Genomic DNA, 18,019 nt, shown 5'->3' on the forward strand with positions numbered 1-18,019 from the left:
GGTGTGGGTATGGAACAGATAGACCAGAACACCATCAATCGAATCATCATGGATGCCTCGAGCGAGGATCCCTCCAGGAAAGTGGACAAGCTCGAGAAAGAGATCATGATTCTCAAGGGGTCGATCAAGAAGCTGATCGTTGATATCAGGGAACAGATGAACAACGCAGAAAACCCCTTCCTCAATATCCAGCAGCTGCAGATGCCGGCCACTCCGCCGGTCATCAAGGAAGATCCCATCGAGTTCGAGATGCCGCCGAAGCCCGAAGAGGATGAAGCGGATGAAGAAGAGGAAAGGCCGGCTGTGAAGAGCAAGAAAAAGCCTAAGAAGAGCAAGAAGAAGCCTGCGGAAGTCGACGATGAAGAAGAGGCTGATGCGGGCGATGCGGATGAACTGTCTGCCGTTGGCGATCTCAGGCGACGTGAGCAGGAACTCCTGGAACGGGAGCGTGCGCTCGACAAAGCTATGGATAAGTACGGAGCCGCCGCCAGGGGCGAGAATGACCTTCCGGACGGTTACACGAAGCGTGACATAGAAGTCATGAACGAGTTCGAGGAGCAGCGGAGGATGCTGGAGACCATGCGGAACAGGACACGCACCGGCGGGCCTGCCACGCTGACCGGCAGCCGCAAGATCGATCCTTACACGATCAACCAGATCATGGACTGGACTCGCAACATGATCCGCAAGAACGGGAGCGAGAGGCTCAACGACTTGCTGGAGATGTACGTGTCCACAGGCTACCTCAGCGAAGAGACGAAGCTCATCGTGCAGCGGATGTCCAAGCTGATGGAATCGGAGCCCCAGAGGCCTCCGAAGCGGCTCGACATCAAAGAATGCGTCAGCGATCTGTACACGCTGTACATGATCCTGAACCCCGGGGACAAGGAGCTTGACTCGAGGATGCTCAATGTCCTGCTCAACCCGGAAGAGCGGTACTAATCGTAAAAACAACTGCGGGCAAGAGCCTGCCTGGACCATTGTGGGATGGTTCCGGACACAACAGGCCTGTCTGCGGCAAAAACAATTACTGGCAGACATCAGCCTGCCGATAAAGACTGGTATAAGGCAAGTGTAGCGGGAGCAAAAACTATGGTTCAGAACACGATGAGCACAGCGATTCTTATTATCGCCTCAGTGATCGCGGTGGTCGCTGTAGTCAGTGCTATTTATCCGACGCTTAACGGCTCGACCCGCGACATTCTTTCCTCTACCTCCGATACCGACAGCCGGGCTAAAACGCTGTTGTCCGTCTCATCATACAGCTTTGTCAACAGTACTGCTCTCGATGTGTGGGCCAAGAATACCGGGCGGACGCGCATCCCTGAAAGCGAATTGCAGGCCGTGCGGTTTTACTACGGCAACGATACGGGATCAATGACCTACTATGTATCTTCCAGCAGCATCGAAGCGCCGAACAACGGCGACAGTTACCTGGATCCCGGGGAGACGGTGAAGATAGAAGTGATCTCTGCCGGGCTGCCACAGAACCCGGGAACGCACAGGATCAGGCTTGCCCTGCCTAACGGGGCCACCAGCGAGTACACGCTGACCATATGAGCGGTGACAGAAATGGCGCACGAGGTAATCGGTACGGCAATAATGGTTATAGCTACGGTGATCATCACCACCGCCCTGCTGGGCGCCATCTTCCCGTCCATCCTCGGCAGCTCTGACAATATCCGGTCGACTGGCGGCGAGGCGGGTGACCGCGCTGCTACCAGCATAGCTTTCATCAATTATGAGGTGGCTTCTTCGTCGGAGTTCCGCTTTGACGTGCTGAACAATGGCCGGGCAGAGATACCGGAAGAATCCTTCCAGACGATGACCGTCTACCTGGCAGAAGAAAACGCGCCCCTGATGCTTGTATCTGGCCAGGTCTCTGAGACAGAGAGGTATTGGGACTACACGCTTACCGGTGCCGACACGAACTGGGGATACGGTGAAACCCTTATCATCAGGGTCTTCGACCCGGCGGCCAGCTTCTCGGGCGGCAACTACCGGATCAGGCTACAGCTTGCCAACGGCGGCATGAGCGAACAGACATTCACAGTATAGCTTAAGAATAAGATCATGAGGGACTGGTAAACATGGCTCAGGATGTCATCACGACTGCAATACTGATCATAGCGGCCATCATTTCCGTTGTCGTGCTGGTCAATGCCGTGTATCCCGCCCTCTTCACAGCTACGGGATCAATATCGAGCGTATCCGGCCTGGCCAGCGACCGGGCGAAGAGTGACATCCGGGTCGTGATGGCCAACTCGCCTAACTCTACCGCACTTCAGGTATGGGTCAAGAACGTCGGAAGCGTCGGAGTTCCCGAGAGCAGGATTACCTATACCGACGTATACTTCGGCGATAAAGGCAGCATGGCCAGAGCATCGCCCGACCCATCCGCCGGGTTATGGTGGGCTTACAGTCTCGACGATACTGACGGCAATGGCCAGTGGAACACCGGCGAGACGCTGGAGCTGACGGTCTACGACCCGGGAGCCTCGAAGTTCTCCTCCGGCGATCACCAGATCAAGCTCGTGCTCCATAATGGCGCGAGCTTCGAAGGCACGATTACGATCTGAAGCGGGAGGCGAGAGATCATGGCTCAAAACACCATCAGCACCGCAATCCTCATCATCGCCGGTGTCGTCGCCGTTGCGGCCCTCATCAACGCGATGTTTCCCGCCGTATACGGCATCTCAGGATCAGTAACATCAGTGTCCGAAGCATCCGGCGACCGGATGAAAACGGACTTCACCATCATATCCGAGGGGCTCGACCCTTCGGTTTCAAGCACACTACACGTGTATGTAAAGAACACCGGGAAGCTGACTATCACCGGCGCAAACCTGGTTAAGACTGACGTCTACTTCGGCAGCGGGTCTGACCTGTACAAGTGCAAGACCGGTACAGCTCTGCCCTCCTGGCAATATGAGATCCAGGACGGCAACGGCGACCAGAACTGGGATCCCGGAGAGACGCTCGACATCGCCATCAGCACCGATGACTACGACTTCCGATCGGACCGTCAGATTGTCCGGCTGGTAGTATATAACGGCGTAGCAGCCGGGAAAGAGTTTACCCTGTGAGGCACTGAACCATGGCAGAAGAGACCATCAGCACGACAATCCTGACGGTGGCGACCATCATCGCGGCAGTAGTGCTGCTGAACGCCATCTATCCGGCACTATACAGTGCTTCGGGATCTATCCTGTCCATGAACAGTGTTACAGTTGACCGGATGAAGACAGACCTGAAAGTGCTGACGGAGTACCCCGGTACTGATGCAGAAGGCCACTTCACTCTGGTCGTCTGGGTGAAGAACACCGGCGACACGGTCATCAGGGAGTCCGACCTCGAACAGACCGACATATACCTGTACCCCGGCAACGGGGTCTCGACCAGGATCTCACGGTCCGGAGACTCCCGATACTGGGATTACGTCATACTCGGAGGAGATGGCGACAGGGACTGGGATCCTGTAGAGACGCTGCAGGTGACCATAGATTACGGGAGCGCGCTTCCGGCCGGCACTGCAAAGTTCAGGATAGCGCTGGACAACGGCGTGTACGCGGAGGATACCTTCTCCTGGTAGGTGGTAAACATGGGCTTTGGTGGCATCATCACAACGGGACTCTCGATCGTCATCCTGCTGGTGGCCGGCTACATGATCCTCGCCGGCATGAGCTACACGATCAATGCTGCGACTGCATCAGCTGCCACGGTCAGTGATAAAAAGGCCGGGCAGCTAAATACGGCGTTGACTGTGGCCAATGTGACCAGGGTGAGCGAAGATACCCTTGAGTTCAACCTGACCAATTCAGGTAGCGCCAGTATCTCCGACGTCTCCGGGATGGACGTGCTCCTGAAGTACGTAGATCCGGACACCATGCAATACGTGGATGCCATATGGCTCGGGTACGTGCCTGCAGCTGAGAGCCCCGTTACCGGCGCAGGCCAGTGGTACAGCGCCGGTGTCGCATCACCCATGAGGAACACTACGAGTACAGTCCTGCTGCTGCCGGGGGAGTCGATGACGGTCCGGGCAGTACTGAGCGCATCTCACCCCTCTGCTACCGGGGTAGTACAGGTGGCGGCGCCCAACGGAGTATCTGCTATGACACAGTTCGATTTCAGGGTGTGAGAGCATGGGTTTCGGTCCTGTGATTGCTACTGCCATTTCCATCGTCGTGCTGATAGCGGCGGGCTACGTCCTTATCGGGGGCATGGCCCACTCAGCGGACCTCACCACTGCGACACTGAAGAACTCAGGGGACCTGAAAAACCAGCAGCTCAAGACTGCGCTGGAGCTGGACGGGGCGGCAGGCTATCTGAACGGCTCGCTCGCGTTCGATGTGCATAACGTGGGCAGTGAAAAAATTACTGACCTCCCCCGGATGGACATAATACTCAAATTCACGGACCCTGGCAATGGTGTCATAGACACCTGCTGGGTACCACACCAGCAGCCGGACCAGACCACCGGCCTGTACTGGAGAAACGCCGGCATAGACTCGATCACCGGCGACGTCATCAACCCCGGGATACTGGATCCCGGCGAGACCTTGCACGTAGAGATCGCCAGCGACAGCGGGTTCCCCGCGAGCACCGGAACCGTACTGGTGGCAGCCCCGGACGGGGTTACGGCATCTACGCGCTTCATACTAACATAGGTGAGTGAGAAAATGACCGAACTGACCGATTTTGCGGCTATAGAGAAAGAGAGGAAGAAAGAACTGCTCTCGACAGGCAACACCGAGATGGACAAAAAGATGGCCGATGGCCTCCCCATCCACTCTCTCAACCTCATAGAAGGCGCGAACGATACCGGCAAGAGTGTCCTGACCCAGCAGATCTGCTGGGGCGGCCTCAGCCAGGGCTTTACTTTCTCCATCTACACGACCGAGAACACCATCAAAAGCTTCCTGAGCCAGATGGAAAGCCTGAGCCTGGACATCTCCGATCACTTCGCGTGGGGCTACCTGAAGATCTATCCCATCCACGTCGAGGGCGTGGAGATGGCTGCCGACCTGTCCCGCAATTTCCTGCAGCGGCTCATTACTCACATCAAGGCTGGCAAGTCCCAGGTCATCATCATCGACTCGTTCACTGTGTTCACTATCAGCGCTACCCAGGATGACATCTTCAAGTTCTTTGCAGAGTGCAAGAATCTCTGCGACGAGGGCAAGACTATCCTGATCACTCTGCACCAGTACGCGTTCGACGAGGATACCCTGATCCGGATCAGGTCTATCGCCGACGGCCACATAAAGCTACGACTGGAGCAGGTGGGCGACAAATATGTAGCCATGATGGAGGTCTCCAAGATCCGGGGCGCGAGAAAGTCCACGGGTAACATTATCAGCTTCGAGGTACACCCGGGCTACGGCTTGAAAATCATTCCGTTCTCGTCTGCGCAGGTATAGGCTCAGGCGTATCGCATCATAAGCAAAGGAGGAGAAAAATATGGTGGAAGGCTTCACACTGCCGTTCGAGGCAAACAGAAAACCTGTAGATCACGACCACTCAGACCTGAACCAGTGCGGCATATACCGTATTCTGCCCGAGGAAGGGAAGCGAGAGGCTGAGAAGAACCCTTACCTGCTGGACTACCTCCACATGATCCCGATCGACGAGATTGGCATGCCCAAGATCTACCCAAAGCTCGACCGGAAGCTGGGCGAGCTCAAGACGCCGAACCTGATCTACCCGGCGGGTGACGAGATCTATATCCACATTTATCCGGACATGAAGGATGTGCGTAACTACTACATCCCTGTAGAGCAGCACTTCATCGTCGACATCGGCCCGTATCTACCCATAGTAGAGGAACGGCTCGTCGATATGGTGGCCAAGTTCAATCCCACCAGCCTCGAGGAGCGTAAGGAGATTCTCCGGGAGTGCCTGGCCAAGATATGCGTGATCGACGACAAGAAGAAGCAGAAGACTGCGACTACAGTGCAGAAGAAGAGTAATTTCCCGTTCGCCGGCCTGTTCGGCAGCAAGGAGAAAGCCGGCTTAAAAACAGTCACGCTCACCAAAAACGAGTACCGGGCTGTGGAATACTACGTTATGCGAGAGAAAGTAGGCATGGGCCTGCTTGAGCCAGTGATCAAAGACCCGAACATCGAAGATATCACCTGTGATGGGTATGGCCCGATTTTCCTGGAGCACAAGGTCTTCAAAGGGCTGAAGACCACCGTGGAGTTCACTAACAAGGACCTGAACAAGTTCGTCCTGCAGCTGTCGGAAAAGATCGGCAAGCCGATTACCTTCGCCAGCCCCATCGTCGACGCCACTCTGCCGGACGGCAGCCGTATCAACATCGTGTACGGCGACGACGTGTCCAAGCGGGGCAGCAACTTCACCATCCGTAAGTTCTCCGACAAGCCCCTCAGCCTGCTCACCCTGATCGACGGCGGCTCGCTGGACTACACCATGGCGGCCTACCTCTGGATCATGCTGCAGGAAGGCATGAGCGCCTTCGTCAGCGGAGAAACTGCCAGCGGTAAGACCACTCTGCTGAATGCCATGATGGCTTTCATCCCGCCCAACGCTAAGATTGTGTCCATCGAAGACACGGCCGAAGTGCAGGCGCCTCACAAGAACTGGACCAGAGAGATCACCAGAGGCGCGGGCAAAGGCATGAATATGTCGGACGTAGGAATGTTCGACCTGCTGAAGGCAGCGCTGCGTCAGAGGCCTAACTACATCATCGTAGGTGAAATCAGAGGAGTAGAGGGTGCCATCGCCTTCCAGGCCATTCAAACCGGCCACCCTGTGCTGTCGACGTTCCACGCTGCATCGGTAGAAAAGCTCATCCAGCGTCTCACCGGCGATCCGATCAACGTGCCCAAGACCTACGTGGACAACCTCAACCTGGTGATAATCCAGAGCGCAGTGAGAAGGCCCGACGGCCGCATCGTCAGACGCGTGCTGTCCATCAACGAGATCGTGGGCTATAACCCGCAGACCAAAGGTTTAAGCTTCGTCGAAGCGTTCGCGTGGGACCCGGTCACGGACACTCACTCTTTCAAGGCCTATGGCTCCAGCTACCTGCTGGAGCAGAAAATAGCCAGAAAGCTGGGCATTCCCCAGACCAGGACGAAACTCATCTACGACGAACTGGAGAAGCGGGCCAAGATCCTCAAGAAGATCGGCGAGTCCGGCATCCGGGATTACGCTGAGTTTTTCAGCATGATCACCCAGGTGGAGCGTAAAGGGCTCACCAAGATGGAGGTCTGAGCGTGCAGGACGTCGGTAGCGCTGCTGCAAATGCAAAGGCCGTGAACAAGAAGGCTGTCAAGGCTAAAGGCCATCAGCCGCTCCCGTTCGAAGGTATCCTGCGGCCCATTATCACCTACTTACAGAGCTACGCGGAAAGCGGCCGGATCGACATCGACCTGATGTACACCGTTACCTACATGAATACCATCGCGACCGCCGATCTGGCAAGGGACGAGATCTTCCGCCGGGTCGCGGAGCGAGAAGACTTCGTCTGCAGCAAATATTTCAAGCAGGTCTACATGCTGGCCAAGAACTGGAACTACGAATACGCGTACGCCTGCCAGATCGTCGCAAAAAGCGTGGCCAACAAGCGGCTGAAGGACTTCCTCATGCGCCTGGCCAACGCCATGTCTTCAGGCGAGCCGGAATCCAAGTTCCTCGAAAGCGAATACCTGACGATGATGACGATCTATAAGAACGAGTACGAGCGGAGCCTCGAGTCCCTGAAAAAGTGGACCGACGCATACACAGCGCTGCTTGTGTCGATGGCCTTCGTCGCCGTGACGATGCTCCTCTCCGTTATCCTGTATAACCTGGGCGACCCGTTCACCATGCTCATGCTTACGGTCCTCCTGACCGGGGGCGTAGGCGGCATCGCGGTGTTCGTCATCAATGCTGAGGCTCCCAAAGAGTACAAAACCCACCGGGCCAGGTACCTGTCCATTGAGCAAAAGCAGATCAAGGACATGCAGAACATCCTGATACCGGGAGGTCTCCTTCTGTCTGCGCTCCTCTTCATGCTCAATGTAAACATCGGCTTTATCCTGATCGTTTTCGGCATGTGCATAGCCCCGATCGGTTTCATAGGCATGATAGACGACAAGAACATCGACCGCCGGGACCGGGACTTCTCCCAGTTCATCAAGATGCTGGGCTCCATGTGCGGCGGCATGGGCGTGACAGTCAAAGAAGGCATCAAGAAGGTGGACCAGAAGTCCATCGGCTCGCTGGACACCATGGTTCAGCGGGTCTATGTGCAGCTGATGATGGGCATGGATCCCAAGATTTGCTGGGAAAAGTTCGTAGGCAGCACTGGCAGCGAACTGATCCATAAATTCACCTACATCTTCCTCGATTCGGTCGAGATGGGCGGCGACCCGGTGAAGATCGGCAAGCTGGTCAACAGCTCGGACCTCGAGATCGTGCTGCTGCGCATGAAACGCAACCTGACCTCGTCCAGCTTTACCTCGCTGGCCATACCTCTGCACATCAGCATGTCCGCATTAATTATCTTCATCGTCGAGATCATGATCATCTTCTCCACGATGATCTCTAAACTCTATAGCTCTACTGACCTCATGGACACTGGGGGTGTTAGCGGAGGCATATCCATCTCCTCTATGGGTTTTAACCTGTTCCAGAACGTGGACGTCACCCTCCTGAGCCAGTACATGGTCCTGATGGTGCTCGTGCTCACGCTGGTCAACACTCTCGCGTCGAAATGCGCTGTGGGCGGGGACAACTATAAATTGTGCTACTACGGCGCCATCATGTGCGTCTCTGCAGGCCTGTGCCTGATCATCGTACCAGTCTTAGTTCAGTCGATCTTTAACTTCCCTACATTAACGGCAGGTGGTTTATAAAATGGAACTAGAAGGCAACATGCTCTTAATCCTACTCGTGGGTTTATCCCTCGCCATAGTGATAATAGTCGTAGCTATCCGGCTGACCGTCAAGAAGGACTCTGATGCTTCCGACGGACTGCTGCTGCCCGTGCTAAACCGTGGTCACGACCAGCAGGCCGCCGAAGAAGCAGAGACAGAGACTATTGAACCGGATGCCGGAAGTGCTGGCACGCCCGGAACTGACGATCTGTCCCTCCCCGAGATCGAAGATCTCGACGGCCTCTCTTTCGAGCCGGAGGAGAACGTCATCGTGCAGGAAGTCCAGAAGCCTGAGGCAAACTCTTCTGCGAACCTCATTACAGTCATCACCGATCTGCTCCGGGGCATCTTCAGCCGGGGCAAGGTCAGAGAAGAGACGAAGCAAGAGGTACAGAACATCGACGAGCAGCTGGAGCAGGTACTCAGGGAGTCCCAGAACATAGGCCTGGATATCAGCAGCAACGTGAAGATCCCTAACCTCAGCACCCTCTCCGAGAGCAAGACCATGCGGGAAATTGATACCGGCATGCGTAACCAGCAGCCGGCTCAGGAGAAGAAGCCCGAAGCCCAGTCCCCGCCTGAGTCCCCGGAAGGCCTGAACCCCTACACACAGGCCGGAGACATGGGCTTAAACCCGCCTGACGCCATGGCATCTGCACCGCAGGATCCGGCAAAGCCGAAGGAAGAGCGTAAACCAGATCTCTCCCTGCAGCCACTGACGCCTAAGCCCCCAGAGTCCGGGTCACCGGAAAACGCTTTCACAGGAGAAGTCCATGATGCCGCATCCGATCTCCTCTCCGAGATCGCTGCCGAGACCGTCAAGGAGGAAGTCATCGACACGTCGATCATGAAGGACCTCGAAGGCGTACCTATCAGCTGCGAGGAACTGGAGAAAGACCTCACTGTGATCCTGGACCAGATCAGCGTCAACGTCCAGGCGAGCGGCAAGAAAAAGAAGGCCGATCGGTCTTCATAGTCCGTCAACGCCCGATCGTATGGCCAAAATATATCTACTGGTTCCGTGAATATATGGCACCGGTAAAGTATATGCCGTAGATGCGCAGATACTTTAGAAAACCGAGGCCTGTACAACCCCGTACAGGCCAGGGAAGGTGTCACAGTTGATGAACGAGCGCTGCCAGTGCCCTTACGTGGCAACGATGTCCCTGTGTGTGCTGGAAGGCACGATGACCTGGACCTGCGTCCGCCTCAGGCGAACCGTAACAGAGGCACAATGCGAGCAGTGCAGGCTCGTCCTGACGCGCACTCCCGGTTTCTGACGCTAATCAAAGCTTATGGAGATGAAACACATGAGGAAGGTTATGCACATTAACGCAAAAGACTACAAGAACAACCCCGAGCACACCATCAAGCACATCGTGCACTCGGCTAACATCGGCCGCCTCGAGGAAGGCACCCTGGAGCGGGTGAAGTCCACCGACGCCGCCTCCGTAGTCGACGTCTGGCATGCCCAGTGTGGCCAGAATACCTGCGAGATCAGCATCAACAAGCAGAAGTCCGAAGTAATCATCATCACGGTGTAAATAGCACCGTGATCAAACTATTTTCCTAACTTTTTCTAAGCCTGAGAACTTCTTCAATATCTCGGCGGCAACTACTTCTTATTCCTGCGCCTTCATGCTTTCAGCTGGAGCGCATCGTGGAGGACTTGTATCAGTATGGCCGGTACTTCGCCTCTCGCACCCATCTCCTCTATCTTTTCAGCCGTCATCCACTTTGTGTCTGTGACACCGTCGCCGACTGTGGGTATTCCGGAAGTGTACCTGCCGAGGAAGTAGATGAGGACGACCTGCTTTTCGAAGGGCGTTTGCGGATCGTAAATGATGTACGCCCCGACCTGTCTTTCGATTTCGAACCGGCAGGCGGTCTCCTCTAAAGTTTCCCTGTGGGCACAGGCTTCGAGGGTTTCGCCCATCTCCAGCTTGCCGCCAGGGAAGATCCACTTATCCGCCCAGTAGCCTTTCATCTGGCGGACCATCAGGATCATGCCGCTGCGGTTGACGATGACAGCGCCGCAGCCGACTACAAAACGTTGCGTTGTCACGCTAAGAGCATATGGGCTGACGCCCATATATAGTTTTCAGGCTTCCACGTGATTTCTGTGCTGCCGCTGGCTGGACATCGAAACCTTTATACAGTCCGCGTCATATGTAAGATTCGCAAGAGCACATCTTTTATGCTGAGGTAGCCAAGTGGACTACGGCGGCAGCCTTGAGAGCTGTTGAGGCGCAAGTCTCGCGCGGGTTCGAATCCCTCCCTCAGCGCTGTTATTTTAAAACTAGTTTTGTTTCCTGCGTTTATCATACAGATAGTCTACGATATCGTAGTCACCGGACTATATGACATATACTATTTATATGGATACTATCTTAAGCTATTGTTATGTCTATGCGCAAGGGCTGGCCCGTCATCTCGATCATCGTCGGTATGGCCACTTTAGCCCTGATCTGGTACGCATTTACAATTATCAGTTCGATCGATTTGAGCTTGTCCAGGATGTCGTGGAAGCTGTACGAACTGCAGGGGCCTGGAGGCCATTACTACTCGGCTCTCGACACTGCAGGCCTGTTTTTATTGTTTTTCGCGGTCACTATTCTGCTCTGCGGCATCCTTGCTGCGCTACTATCCCGGCCTTCGGGCGTCTCGCTGATCAAAGGGCTGTATGCGCCTTTGCTCGCAGCTTCGATACCGCTGGCAGCCATCGACTTGTTCTTGCTGCTGTCGTACTTTAACAGTACACAGCAGTACTACAATGATCGCATCGGCTCAGGGCCGTATCCGACAGAGCCCCCGTTTCTGCCCGTCTACCTCCTGATCATGGCAATCACCACTCTGCCGGGAGTCGTGTTATCGATTGCCGGAGGTTTACTGGTGTGGTGGTCAGTAAACGATGATAATAATAAAGGCGTTTAACGCTCGCTTCCCCTTTTGCTCTTCTGGCCTCCGGACGGTCGCTTATCGTAAGCCGAGTAAGGTTCCACCATCTACTAAAAGCCCCGTCCGGAGAGCGTATCTTTTTTGGCCAGAGGATATAGAGCACAGGCTCAGCCCGCGCTTAAGCCGGACAAAGTCCGGGCTGGCTTTGATAATCCTGATCCTGACGTCAGACTTAGCAGAAGCCGCCGAAACCGAAGCCGCTGCCGAAGCCGCCCATGCCGAAGCCGGCGAAGCCCAGTCCTGTATCGACCAGCGGGTATGCTAACGAAGCGGTCTGAGTGGTCTGCTCGAAGTCAACGTGCCTTAAGGTCTGGCCCTGGACGGCAGACTGAGAAACGCCCGGGAAGCCGCCGAAACCGGAGCTTGCACCAAGCAAGCCGACGTTCACCGCTTCATTGTTGAAGGCCTGCGCGAAATCCTGGTTGAAAGCCGTGGTCGTGCCCGACTGCACCATCTTCGGGAAGCCAAAGGCTGTGCCGCCGAGTAAGGCTCCGGCTGTGCCAGTCGCTACGATGGCCAGAAACGTGAGTATTAATGCCCCATATGATATGATCTTTCTCACCCAATCCCTCCAATCAGGTTCACGACGAATTTATTCTAATAATTTATCGATTAAAAGAGCGCCTTAGGCGTCGTTAATGCAGGAAAAATCGGCTCTGCCGGACGGCCGGGCACCAGATCGTCGGCGATCCGGTGCCAGATACATCCACGTTCAAGTTCACCTTTCTAACCCTGATTATTCACAGTCGCCAGTGCAGCGTGTGAAGTTTCGTGCCCGGATTCGTCATCTTCATCGAATCAGAGATCGCTTTACTCTGGTTAGTCATTTTTATGACGCTGGAATTCGGGTTGATCCAGGTGGGCCGCTCTATAGTACCCTTGTATGACTGCGGTAAGGGGCTTTTCACCTTGGCGTTTCTATACAGCTTCTCCATCCCGGAGGCACTCTGGATTTCATCTTTAGTGGCGGTCTTGTAGTTCAAAGGTTTTTTACTGCTCCCGGCGGTAGTATTGTTGGCAACGGCTGCCCCGGGGGCAGAGGTATTCGCCACTGTGTTATTGATCATGCCCGATTCCGGCGAGATTGTCACATTGCCCAGGCCTGAAGATGAGTTCGTATAAGGCTTGAATCTCATGGTCGTGGGTCCCGCTACCTCTTCAGGGGAGATCATGTACGGCCAGATCAAGCCTGACCCGAGCATGGGCCCGGATATGGGCGGGATCATTCCTCCGGCAGCTCCGACAATAAACCCTCCATTGTTGGTGAAATCATTGAAGCACCAGTTGGCCTGGAAAAATCCTGTATCCGTGCTTACTACTGCCGCATCGGATGTCTGGGCGATGGTCGGGCCTGCCAGTGCCAGAGCGCCAATCTTATTTTCGGTGCTGACGTCGGGGAACGAGATGGCAAACGCTTCATTATCGCTTGCCGCTAGCGTTTGATGGTGGAACAACTGCTGGTTGGTTTTCCATACGCCGGCCTGGTTACCGTAAACGACGTCGCCGATAACAAACTTTATGTTGCTGGCTCCCCATGCATATGCCTGGGTCGTGCCAGCAATTAGCATTGCTATGAAAAGCAAAGCTATTAATACCCTTCTCAATTTCATCTATTCTATACCCTCCTCAACCTGATCAATCTGTCAGTTCCCGTTGACTTAAAAACTCATACGGTTTCCGGGAGAATTTCGGGCGATAGGGATAAGATTGGTGCTAAAAGTCAATTAGACCCTTGAAATAATTGCCGCCATCTACAACTACCGGCTTACAGGTAGGCCATGTTAATTTATTCCGATTGCGCTATGCCTGTACAGGTTGAACTGCTTGCCGGGCTCATCTATCTCTCTGCTACCATTGAGCCAGCAAGAGTGAGGACGGTACTGATCTGTGCGTGCTATGCGCCAAGATATGTTCGGCTCAGGCATACGCTGTTCAGAGTTCAGCCCAATCTTACAGGTCCCAGAAAAGTGTGTGGGCCTTCTCCCCCGGTCTGGTCATGTTCAGAGAGTCATTGAGCACCTTATTCCTGTCGGCCATCTTGAGGACGTCCGGGCTGGGGTTGATCCAGGTGGGCCGTTCTACCGAACCATTATAGGACTTGGGGACCGTGTTAGCCAGATTGGCGTTTCTCCACATCCTTTCTAGCCCGGATGCGTTCCTGATCTGCTCTTTCGTGGCTGTCTTGTAGTTGATCGGCTCTTTACTCTTCCAGGCCGCAGTTGAGTTATTGGTACCTACTACAGTGGGGCTAGTAGCATTATCGACTGTATTATTGATCAGGCCGGCACCCGGCGATATGCTGATGTTGCCGGGGCTTTCGGACGAGTTGATGTACGGCTTGAATCTCATGACTGTGTAACCGGCCGTGGGGTCTGGCGTGTTCATATATGGCCAGATCAGGCCTGATCCGACCATGGAGGCTGATCTGATCGGGCTCATGGCCGCGATGTCGCCGACTGCCCATCCGCCATTATTGGAGAAGCAGTTGAAGCACCAGTTGGCGGTGTAAAAGCCTGTATCAGTAGCGAGGATGGCCGCGTCCGATGTCTGGGTGATTGTCAGCCCTGCCTGGAAAGCCGGAGCCACGCCTGTTATACTCAATGCTGCTGGAAACGCGATCGCAATGGCTTCGGTATCGCTTGTCGCCAGCGTCTGCTGGTGAAAGAGCGTCTGGCTAGGTTTCTGCAGAACGACCTCGTTGCCGTAAACGATGTCACCGATTACCCACTTCGTCTTTGCCGCCTTCCAGGCGGCAACCTGCACGGTGCCGGCCAGCAGAATTGCAATTATAAGCAAAGCTAACAAACACTTTCTCCAGATCATACCCTCTATACCCTCCTCAACCTCACCGATCAGTTCCGCCTCCGTATTATTAAAAATTAATACAGTTTTAGGTACTATCCTGGTCGTTTATCCGCGAAGAGGTGCGAAAAGCCAGGCTACGGTGTTGAAATAGATTCAGGCATTGCCGTATCTGCTTTACAATCCAGGCGGTATGCTCCTTCAGCAGCACAGCAAAAACTCGTATTCACGATGTTACGGGCTTTCAGCCCGCTTAAAGGCGCGCTCAACGTTAAATATGCCGGGAATAAATTCACCTGTGGTGCATTAATCATGGAGGAAGAGAAGAAAGGTGAATCCTGCGATACGACAGCATGCCAGACTTGCGGTGCCTCGGTAATCGAGAACCAGTGCTCCGGGTGCCACAGGGAACCTAAAGAGTGCGTCTGCGATAAGGACGTTACCAGTTCTGTATACCCGATGTAAGCGTTTTATATTCGCTTACACAGGGCTATCGCCGGGACCGGGTAGATCTCCGGCGTCCCTGCGATAGTACCTGGCAGTAACTCGGATCATTTTTTCCTGTAGTCTTTTTCCTGGCAACACGCCTGCCAGTAGAGTACGAGAAAATATATATCTCAGTCCATCGCGGGTTTCTAAGGGGACTGCCCTTGCATAAAAAGACCGTTCTTACTCTGCTGATATCGCTCGTTATTACCATAGCAGCATTCGTAGTGCCGGCTTATGCCCAGACTGTATCCCCTGAGCCTGTTCCTGCACAGGTGAATCTCGGTAATATCTCAGGGGCTGTCGTCACTCTGTACTACTATGACGAGGCTGCCGGCGGAAAAGGCGAAATGGTGGAGCTGCCGGATAATCCCCAGTACGTGCAGTGGGACGAACAGGCGGCTGCGCCCGGCACCTATACCTTTACCCGGGTGCCGGAAGGCAAGTACTACATCGAGGCGGTGCACAATAATAACAGCTGGTTTGCCATCGCTACTGTAGATAAAGGCACTACGACGGCAAACGTGGCGATACCGCCCAGGAACTGGACTGATACGCCGACGATAGCTCCGTCTGCAACTGCGGCTGTCACCCCGCTGCCAACAGCCACGCCCTCCGCCACCGCCACACCGGCTTCTCCGCCAACACCGGCCCCAGGGATGGGAATTGAAGCTGCGCTGGCCGGCATCGGGTTAATCTCTGTTTATCTTCTCAGAAAAAAGTAGACGGGTGAGCCTTTTGTCAAGGCTCAGCCATTCTTTTTACGCGTTCAAGAACAGCGTTGCGATATCCCTGTTGAGCCAGCTGATGGGGAATGTGTACGGCAGGTCTATGTAGCCGAACTTGTTCAGGGCTAAGAGCAGTACCGCGGCTATGAGGAGCACCAGAATAACGATGGCAACGTACTCTAAGATGCTGGTCTTTTTATTTACCTCCTTATCTTCTGTCGCTGCTTCGGTAGCTTTGGTCTCTATCGCACCTTTCTGTTCCTCTTCGGCCGACGGCTTGACATTCAGGCTCTTCGAGATCTGGTCGATTACAGCCTCTACCTGGGACAGGCCGTTCTTCGAGATCATCAGGATCTTGAAGTGCAGGTCGGATTTTTCCTCCGCGGGCACTTTCATGTGGTTGACGATGGTCTTCAGGCAGGACTCGACGACCCTGAAGTCGTTGTAGGTGCCCGTGTCCATCTTGGCCAGCTCAGTCGACAGGCGCAGCGCCTGCGCAGCCGACTCTGTATCGGCCGAGGCTCCGAACTGGTCGATGAGGGTGCCGATCTTCTTCTGCACGATCTCTATGTCCGTGTGGAGTTTGGCGATCTCCTTCTGGCTGAGCTTCTTCGCCTCCTCCTTCGGCCCTTCGTCCAGCGGGATAAACCGCTCGATAGTCACGCAAGTGTCCACGTACTCCGCGAACAGCCCGGTGAAATTGTAGCTGCGGTCGGCGTAAGCCTTCCTGAGGACTGCGAGGACATCCCCGATGACGATCATGATCTCTTTCTTGTTATCGGTCTTCTCAGCGTCTTTCTTGAGGTCTGTGAAGTCCCTTTCTACGTAGCCCATGATTTCCGCAGACCTGGATGTCATCAGCTTCAGATAGGAGCCGTAGAACAGCCGGTAGGCCTTGGCCAGGACGGTCTCGCCCTCGATGATCGACAGGTCGAAACACTTGACTGCTATTGTAATGTTCTGGCTCAGCTTATCCGGCGTTTCCGACCGGAGCGCCCGGATCACGTAGATTTTTCCCAGCCTCAGCAGCGCCTCACTATCGAGGGTCATGTGGGGCTTGAGCTGTTCACCAAGAGAGTCCAGGAATTCTTCCGCCATCTCAGGGCTGTCCAGGCTGTCATAGTTGCGGGCGATCAGGTTTGAGAGACTGATGGTGGACCATGCCTTGACGCTGTCGTCCTTTGTATTTTGGTAAATCTTATGGATGAGGCTAAAGGAGTCTGCCGTGCCAGCCGTGCCTAAGGCGTAGATGATGTCTTCGGACGGCTTATCTCCCCGGGCTTGCAGGGCGGCGATCAGGGCAGGCTCTGCAGCGGGGCCGATCTTGCCCAGCGTATATGCGGCGATCCACTTGATGTCCCGGTCGTTGTGCTCGAGCAGCTTGATCAGGTCGGGCACTGCGGAATCGCCGATCTTGATGAGAGCGTCACTGATACGTGAGCGGACTTCGATGCCCGCGTTCTGGATGTGGCTGATCAGGGGCAGGACGGCACGGTTGTCGCCGATCTTGCCCAGCGTATAGATCGCGTTGACCTGCACCCGGACGTCTTCGCTGTCCAGGCACTTGACCAGCGGCTCGACAGTAATGTTGCCTATCTCGTACAGCGCGCCCGAGGCCCTTACGTCCAGGTCGTAGGCTGCGTAAGCTTCCCGGCTGTGGAACCGCTGGATGATCCCTTCGATCGCCTTGACGTCGCTCTTCTGGCGGATCTCGTTGGCGGCGAACCGGATCATGGGATGATTGTCGCTGGTGGTGAGCAGCTCGATCAGCTGCTGGGATGCCATCGAATAGTCGATCTGCCTGAATGCCCACAGGGCGTACGACTGGACCTCCCGGTCTGGATCGGTGACGGCGTGGCGGATGAGCGGAATGGTCGCCTGCGGGTTTCTGATCTTGCCCAGGGCGATGGCCGCGTTGATGCGCACCAGCCGGTCAGGGTCTTCTAGCGAATTCATGAGAGCCTGGACGTACTCGTCTTTAGGCACCTCCTGGAGCACGCGGAGCGCGCTCATCTTGACCGTTAACTCGGGGCTCTTCAGCGCTTCCTGCATTCTCTGCTGGTTCCAGCTTGCACTTGGATATTCGACCACTTCATCACCACTCTGCGAGTATATATGTCGATAAATCGCCCTTCAATGTATTAATATTTACTCGTA

Annotated in this window: 22 protein-coding genes and 1 tRNA gene; 18 read left to right on the forward strand and 5 right to left on the reverse strand. The window is 54.9% G+C overall.

The window, feature by feature from the left end; translation table 11 throughout:
* The first annotated feature begins 9 nt into the window (after window positions 1-9).
* The 14 genes from RCI_RS13655 to RCI_RS13715 all read left to right on the forward strand — a co-directional run bounded on the left by RCI_RS13655 (window position 10) and on the right by RCI_RS13715 (window position 10,432).
* Window positions 10-942 (forward strand): FlaD/FlaE family flagellar protein, encoded by a 933-nt coding sequence (locus RCI_RS13655; RefSeq protein ID WP_012037040.1) that lies wholly within the window; start codon window positions 10-12, stop codon window positions 940-942.
* A 150-nt stretch (window positions 943-1,092) separates the two neighbouring features.
* Entirely contained in the window at window positions 1,093-1,560 is a 468-nt protein-coding gene (locus RCI_RS13660; RefSeq protein WP_012037041.1) for a hypothetical protein, read from the forward strand.
* A gap of 12 nt (window positions 1,561-1,572) precedes the next feature.
* Entirely contained in the window at window positions 1,573-2,058 is a 486-nt protein-coding gene (locus RCI_RS13665) for a hypothetical protein (RefSeq protein ID WP_012037042.1), read from the forward strand.
* Window positions 2,059-2,090: 32 nt separating this feature from the next.
* Entirely contained in the window at window positions 2,091-2,579 is a 489-nt protein-coding gene (locus tag RCI_RS13670; RefSeq protein ID WP_012037043.1) for a hypothetical protein, read from the forward strand.
* A gap of 18 nt (window positions 2,580-2,597) precedes the next feature.
* Complete coding sequence (locus RCI_RS13675) at window positions 2,598-3,086, forward strand: hypothetical protein (RefSeq protein WP_012037044.1); 489 nt, start codon at window positions 2,598-2,600, stop codon at window positions 3,084-3,086.
* A gap of 11 nt (window positions 3,087-3,097) precedes the next feature.
* Complete coding sequence (locus tag RCI_RS13680; protein WP_012037045.1) at window positions 3,098-3,592, forward strand: hypothetical protein; 495 nt, start codon at window positions 3,098-3,100, stop codon at window positions 3,590-3,592.
* Window positions 3,593-3,601: 9 nt separating this feature from the next.
* Window positions 3,602-4,141, forward strand: coding sequence for a hypothetical protein (locus RCI_RS13685; RefSeq protein ID WP_012037046.1), 540 nt, complete (start codon window positions 3,602-3,604; stop codon window positions 4,139-4,141).
* A 4-nt stretch (window positions 4,142-4,145) separates the two neighbouring features.
* Entirely contained in the window at window positions 4,146-4,670 is a 525-nt protein-coding gene (locus tag RCI_RS16005) for a flagellin (protein ID WP_012037047.1), read from the forward strand.
* 12 nt (window positions 4,671-4,682) lie between these two features.
* Window positions 4,683-5,423 (forward strand): ATPase domain-containing protein, encoded by a 741-nt coding sequence (locus RCI_RS13695; RefSeq protein WP_012037048.1) that lies wholly within the window; start codon window positions 4,683-4,685, stop codon window positions 5,421-5,423.
* Window positions 5,424-5,463: 40 nt separating this feature from the next.
* Window positions 5,464-7,242, forward strand: coding sequence for a type II/IV secretion system ATPase subunit (locus tag RCI_RS13700; protein WP_012037049.1), 1,779 nt, complete (start codon window positions 5,464-5,466; stop codon window positions 7,240-7,242).
* Window positions 7,243-7,244: 2 nt separating this feature from the next.
* Window positions 7,245-8,867: an archaellar assembly protein FlaJ gene (gene flaJ / locus RCI_RS13705; protein ID WP_158308928.1), complete on the forward strand. Its 1,623-nt coding sequence runs from the start codon at window positions 7,245-7,247 to the stop codon at window positions 8,865-8,867.
* A 1-nt stretch (window position 8,868) separates the two neighbouring features.
* Complete coding sequence (locus RCI_RS13710) at window positions 8,869-9,864, forward strand: hypothetical protein (protein WP_012037051.1); 996 nt, start codon at window positions 8,869-8,871, stop codon at window positions 9,862-9,864.
* A 148-nt stretch (window positions 9,865-10,012) separates the two neighbouring features.
* Entirely contained in the window at window positions 10,013-10,168 is a 156-nt protein-coding gene (locus tag RCI_RS17110) for a hypothetical protein (protein WP_158308929.1), read from the forward strand.
* Between the two features lie 30 nt (window positions 10,169-10,198).
* Window positions 10,199-10,432 (forward strand): hypothetical protein, encoded by a 234-nt coding sequence (locus RCI_RS13715; protein ID WP_048199402.1) that lies wholly within the window; start codon window positions 10,199-10,201, stop codon window positions 10,430-10,432.
* Window positions 10,433-10,524: 92 nt separating this feature from the next.
* Here the strand turns inward: RCI_RS13715 and RCI_RS13720 are convergent, their stop codons facing one another.
* Window positions 10,525-10,953: an NUDIX hydrolase gene (locus RCI_RS13720; protein WP_231844855.1), complete on the reverse strand. Its 429-nt coding sequence runs from the start codon at window positions 10,951-10,953 to the stop codon at window positions 10,525-10,527.
* Between the two features lie 134 nt (window positions 10,954-11,087).
* Here RCI_RS13720 and RCI_RS13725 point away from each other — a divergent pair.
* Window positions 11,088-11,173, forward strand: a tRNA-Ser gene (locus RCI_RS13725).
* 118 nt (window positions 11,174-11,291) lie between these two features.
* The gene (locus RCI_RS13730; protein WP_012037054.1) at window positions 11,292-11,822 is read left to right on the forward strand and encodes a hypothetical protein; all 531 of its coding nucleotides are present in this window, start codon (window positions 11,292-11,294) and stop codon (window positions 11,820-11,822) included.
* 196 nt (window positions 11,823-12,018) lie between these two features.
* Here the strand turns inward: RCI_RS13730 and RCI_RS13735 are convergent, their stop codons facing one another.
* The 3 genes from RCI_RS13735 to RCI_RS13745 form a co-directional block, all read right to left on the reverse strand.
* Window positions 12,019-12,408, reverse strand: coding sequence for a hypothetical protein (locus RCI_RS13735; RefSeq protein ID WP_012037055.1), 390 nt, complete (start codon window positions 12,406-12,408; stop codon window positions 12,019-12,021).
* A 178-nt stretch (window positions 12,409-12,586) separates the two neighbouring features.
* The gene (locus tag RCI_RS13740) at window positions 12,587-13,414 is read right to left on the reverse strand and encodes a hypothetical protein (RefSeq protein WP_231844856.1); all 828 of its coding nucleotides are present in this window, start codon (window positions 13,412-13,414) and stop codon (window positions 12,587-12,589) included.
* Between the two features lie 382 nt (window positions 13,415-13,796).
* Window positions 13,797-14,651, reverse strand: coding sequence for a hypothetical protein (locus tag RCI_RS13745; RefSeq protein WP_231844857.1), 855 nt, complete (start codon window positions 14,649-14,651; stop codon window positions 13,797-13,799).
* Between the two features lie 309 nt (window positions 14,652-14,960).
* Between RCI_RS13745 and RCI_RS17215 the strand changes: the two genes are divergently transcribed.
* Together RCI_RS17215 and RCI_RS13755 are read left to right on the forward strand one after the other, a co-directional pair.
* Window positions 14,961-15,113 carry a hypothetical protein gene (locus RCI_RS17215; RefSeq protein ID WP_173363050.1) on the forward strand — a complete coding sequence of 51 codons (153 nt, stop codon included), beginning with the start codon at window positions 14,961-14,963 and terminating at the stop codon, window positions 15,111-15,113.
* Between the two features lie 185 nt (window positions 15,114-15,298).
* Window positions 15,299-15,859 (forward strand): hypothetical protein, encoded by a 561-nt coding sequence (locus tag RCI_RS13755; protein WP_012037058.1) that lies wholly within the window; start codon window positions 15,299-15,301, stop codon window positions 15,857-15,859.
* A 36-nt stretch (window positions 15,860-15,895) separates the two neighbouring features.
* On the opposite strand, the gene RCI_RS13760 is transcribed toward RCI_RS13755, so the two are convergent.
* A complete protein-coding gene (locus RCI_RS13760) occupies window positions 15,896-17,953 on the reverse strand; it encodes a HEAT repeat domain-containing protein (RefSeq protein WP_012037059.1) in 2,058 nt (685 codons plus the stop codon).
* Between the last annotated feature and the right edge of the window lie 66 nt (window positions 17,954-18,019).

This window comes from Methanocella arvoryzae MRE50 (genome assembly GCF_000063445.1).
Taxonomy (GTDB): Archaea; Halobacteriota; Methanocellia; order Methanocellales; family Methanocellaceae; genus Methanocella_A; species Methanocella_A arvoryzae.

Bases quoted from the DNA above. Each gene is read 5' to 3' on its own strand.
- RCI_RS13655 (WP_012037040.1), top strand. From the start codon at position 10: ATGGAACAGATAGACCAGAACACCATCAATCGAATCATCATGGATGCC.
- RCI_RS13660 (WP_012037041.1), top strand. From the start codon at position 1,093: ATGGTTCAGAACACGATGAGCACAGCGATTCTTATTATCGCCTCAGTG.
- RCI_RS13665 (WP_012037042.1), top strand. From the start codon at position 1,573: ATGGCGCACGAGGTAATCGGTACGGCAATAATGGTTATAGCTACGGTG.
- RCI_RS13670 (WP_012037043.1), top strand. From the start codon at position 2,091: ATGGCTCAGGATGTCATCACGACTGCAATACTGATCATAGCGGCCATC.
- RCI_RS13675 (WP_012037044.1), top strand. From the start codon at position 2,598: ATGGCTCAAAACACCATCAGCACCGCAATCCTCATCATCGCCGGTGTC.
- RCI_RS13680 (WP_012037045.1), top strand. From the start codon at position 3,098: ATGGCAGAAGAGACCATCAGCACGACAATCCTGACGGTGGCGACCATC.
- RCI_RS13685 (WP_012037046.1), top strand. From the start codon at position 3,602: ATGGGCTTTGGTGGCATCATCACAACGGGACTCTCGATCGTCATCCTG.
- RCI_RS16005 (WP_012037047.1), top strand. From the start codon at position 4,146: ATGGGTTTCGGTCCTGTGATTGCTACTGCCATTTCCATCGTCGTGCTG.
- RCI_RS13695 (WP_012037048.1), top strand. From the start codon at position 4,683: ATGACCGAACTGACCGATTTTGCGGCTATAGAGAAAGAGAGGAAGAAA.
- RCI_RS13700 (WP_012037049.1), top strand. From the start codon at position 5,464: ATGGTGGAAGGCTTCACACTGCCGTTCGAGGCAAACAGAAAACCTGTA.
- RCI_RS13710 (WP_012037051.1), top strand. From the start codon at position 8,869: ATGGAACTAGAAGGCAACATGCTCTTAATCCTACTCGTGGGTTTATCC.
- RCI_RS17110 (WP_158308929.1), top strand. From the start codon at position 10,013: ATGAACGAGCGCTGCCAGTGCCCTTACGTGGCAACGATGTCCCTGTGT.
- RCI_RS13715 (WP_048199402.1), top strand. From the start codon at position 10,199: ATGAGGAAGGTTATGCACATTAACGCAAAAGACTACAAGAACAACCCC.
- RCI_RS13730 (WP_012037054.1), top strand. From the start codon at position 11,292: ATGTCTATGCGCAAGGGCTGGCCCGTCATCTCGATCATCGTCGGTATG.
- RCI_RS13740 (WP_231844856.1), bottom strand. From the start codon at position 13,414: ATGCTAATTGCTGGCACGACCCAGGCATATGCATGGGGAGCCAGCAAC.
- RCI_RS17215 (WP_173363050.1), top strand. From the start codon at position 14,961: ATGGAGGAAGAGAAGAAAGGTGAATCCTGCGATACGACAGCATGCCAG.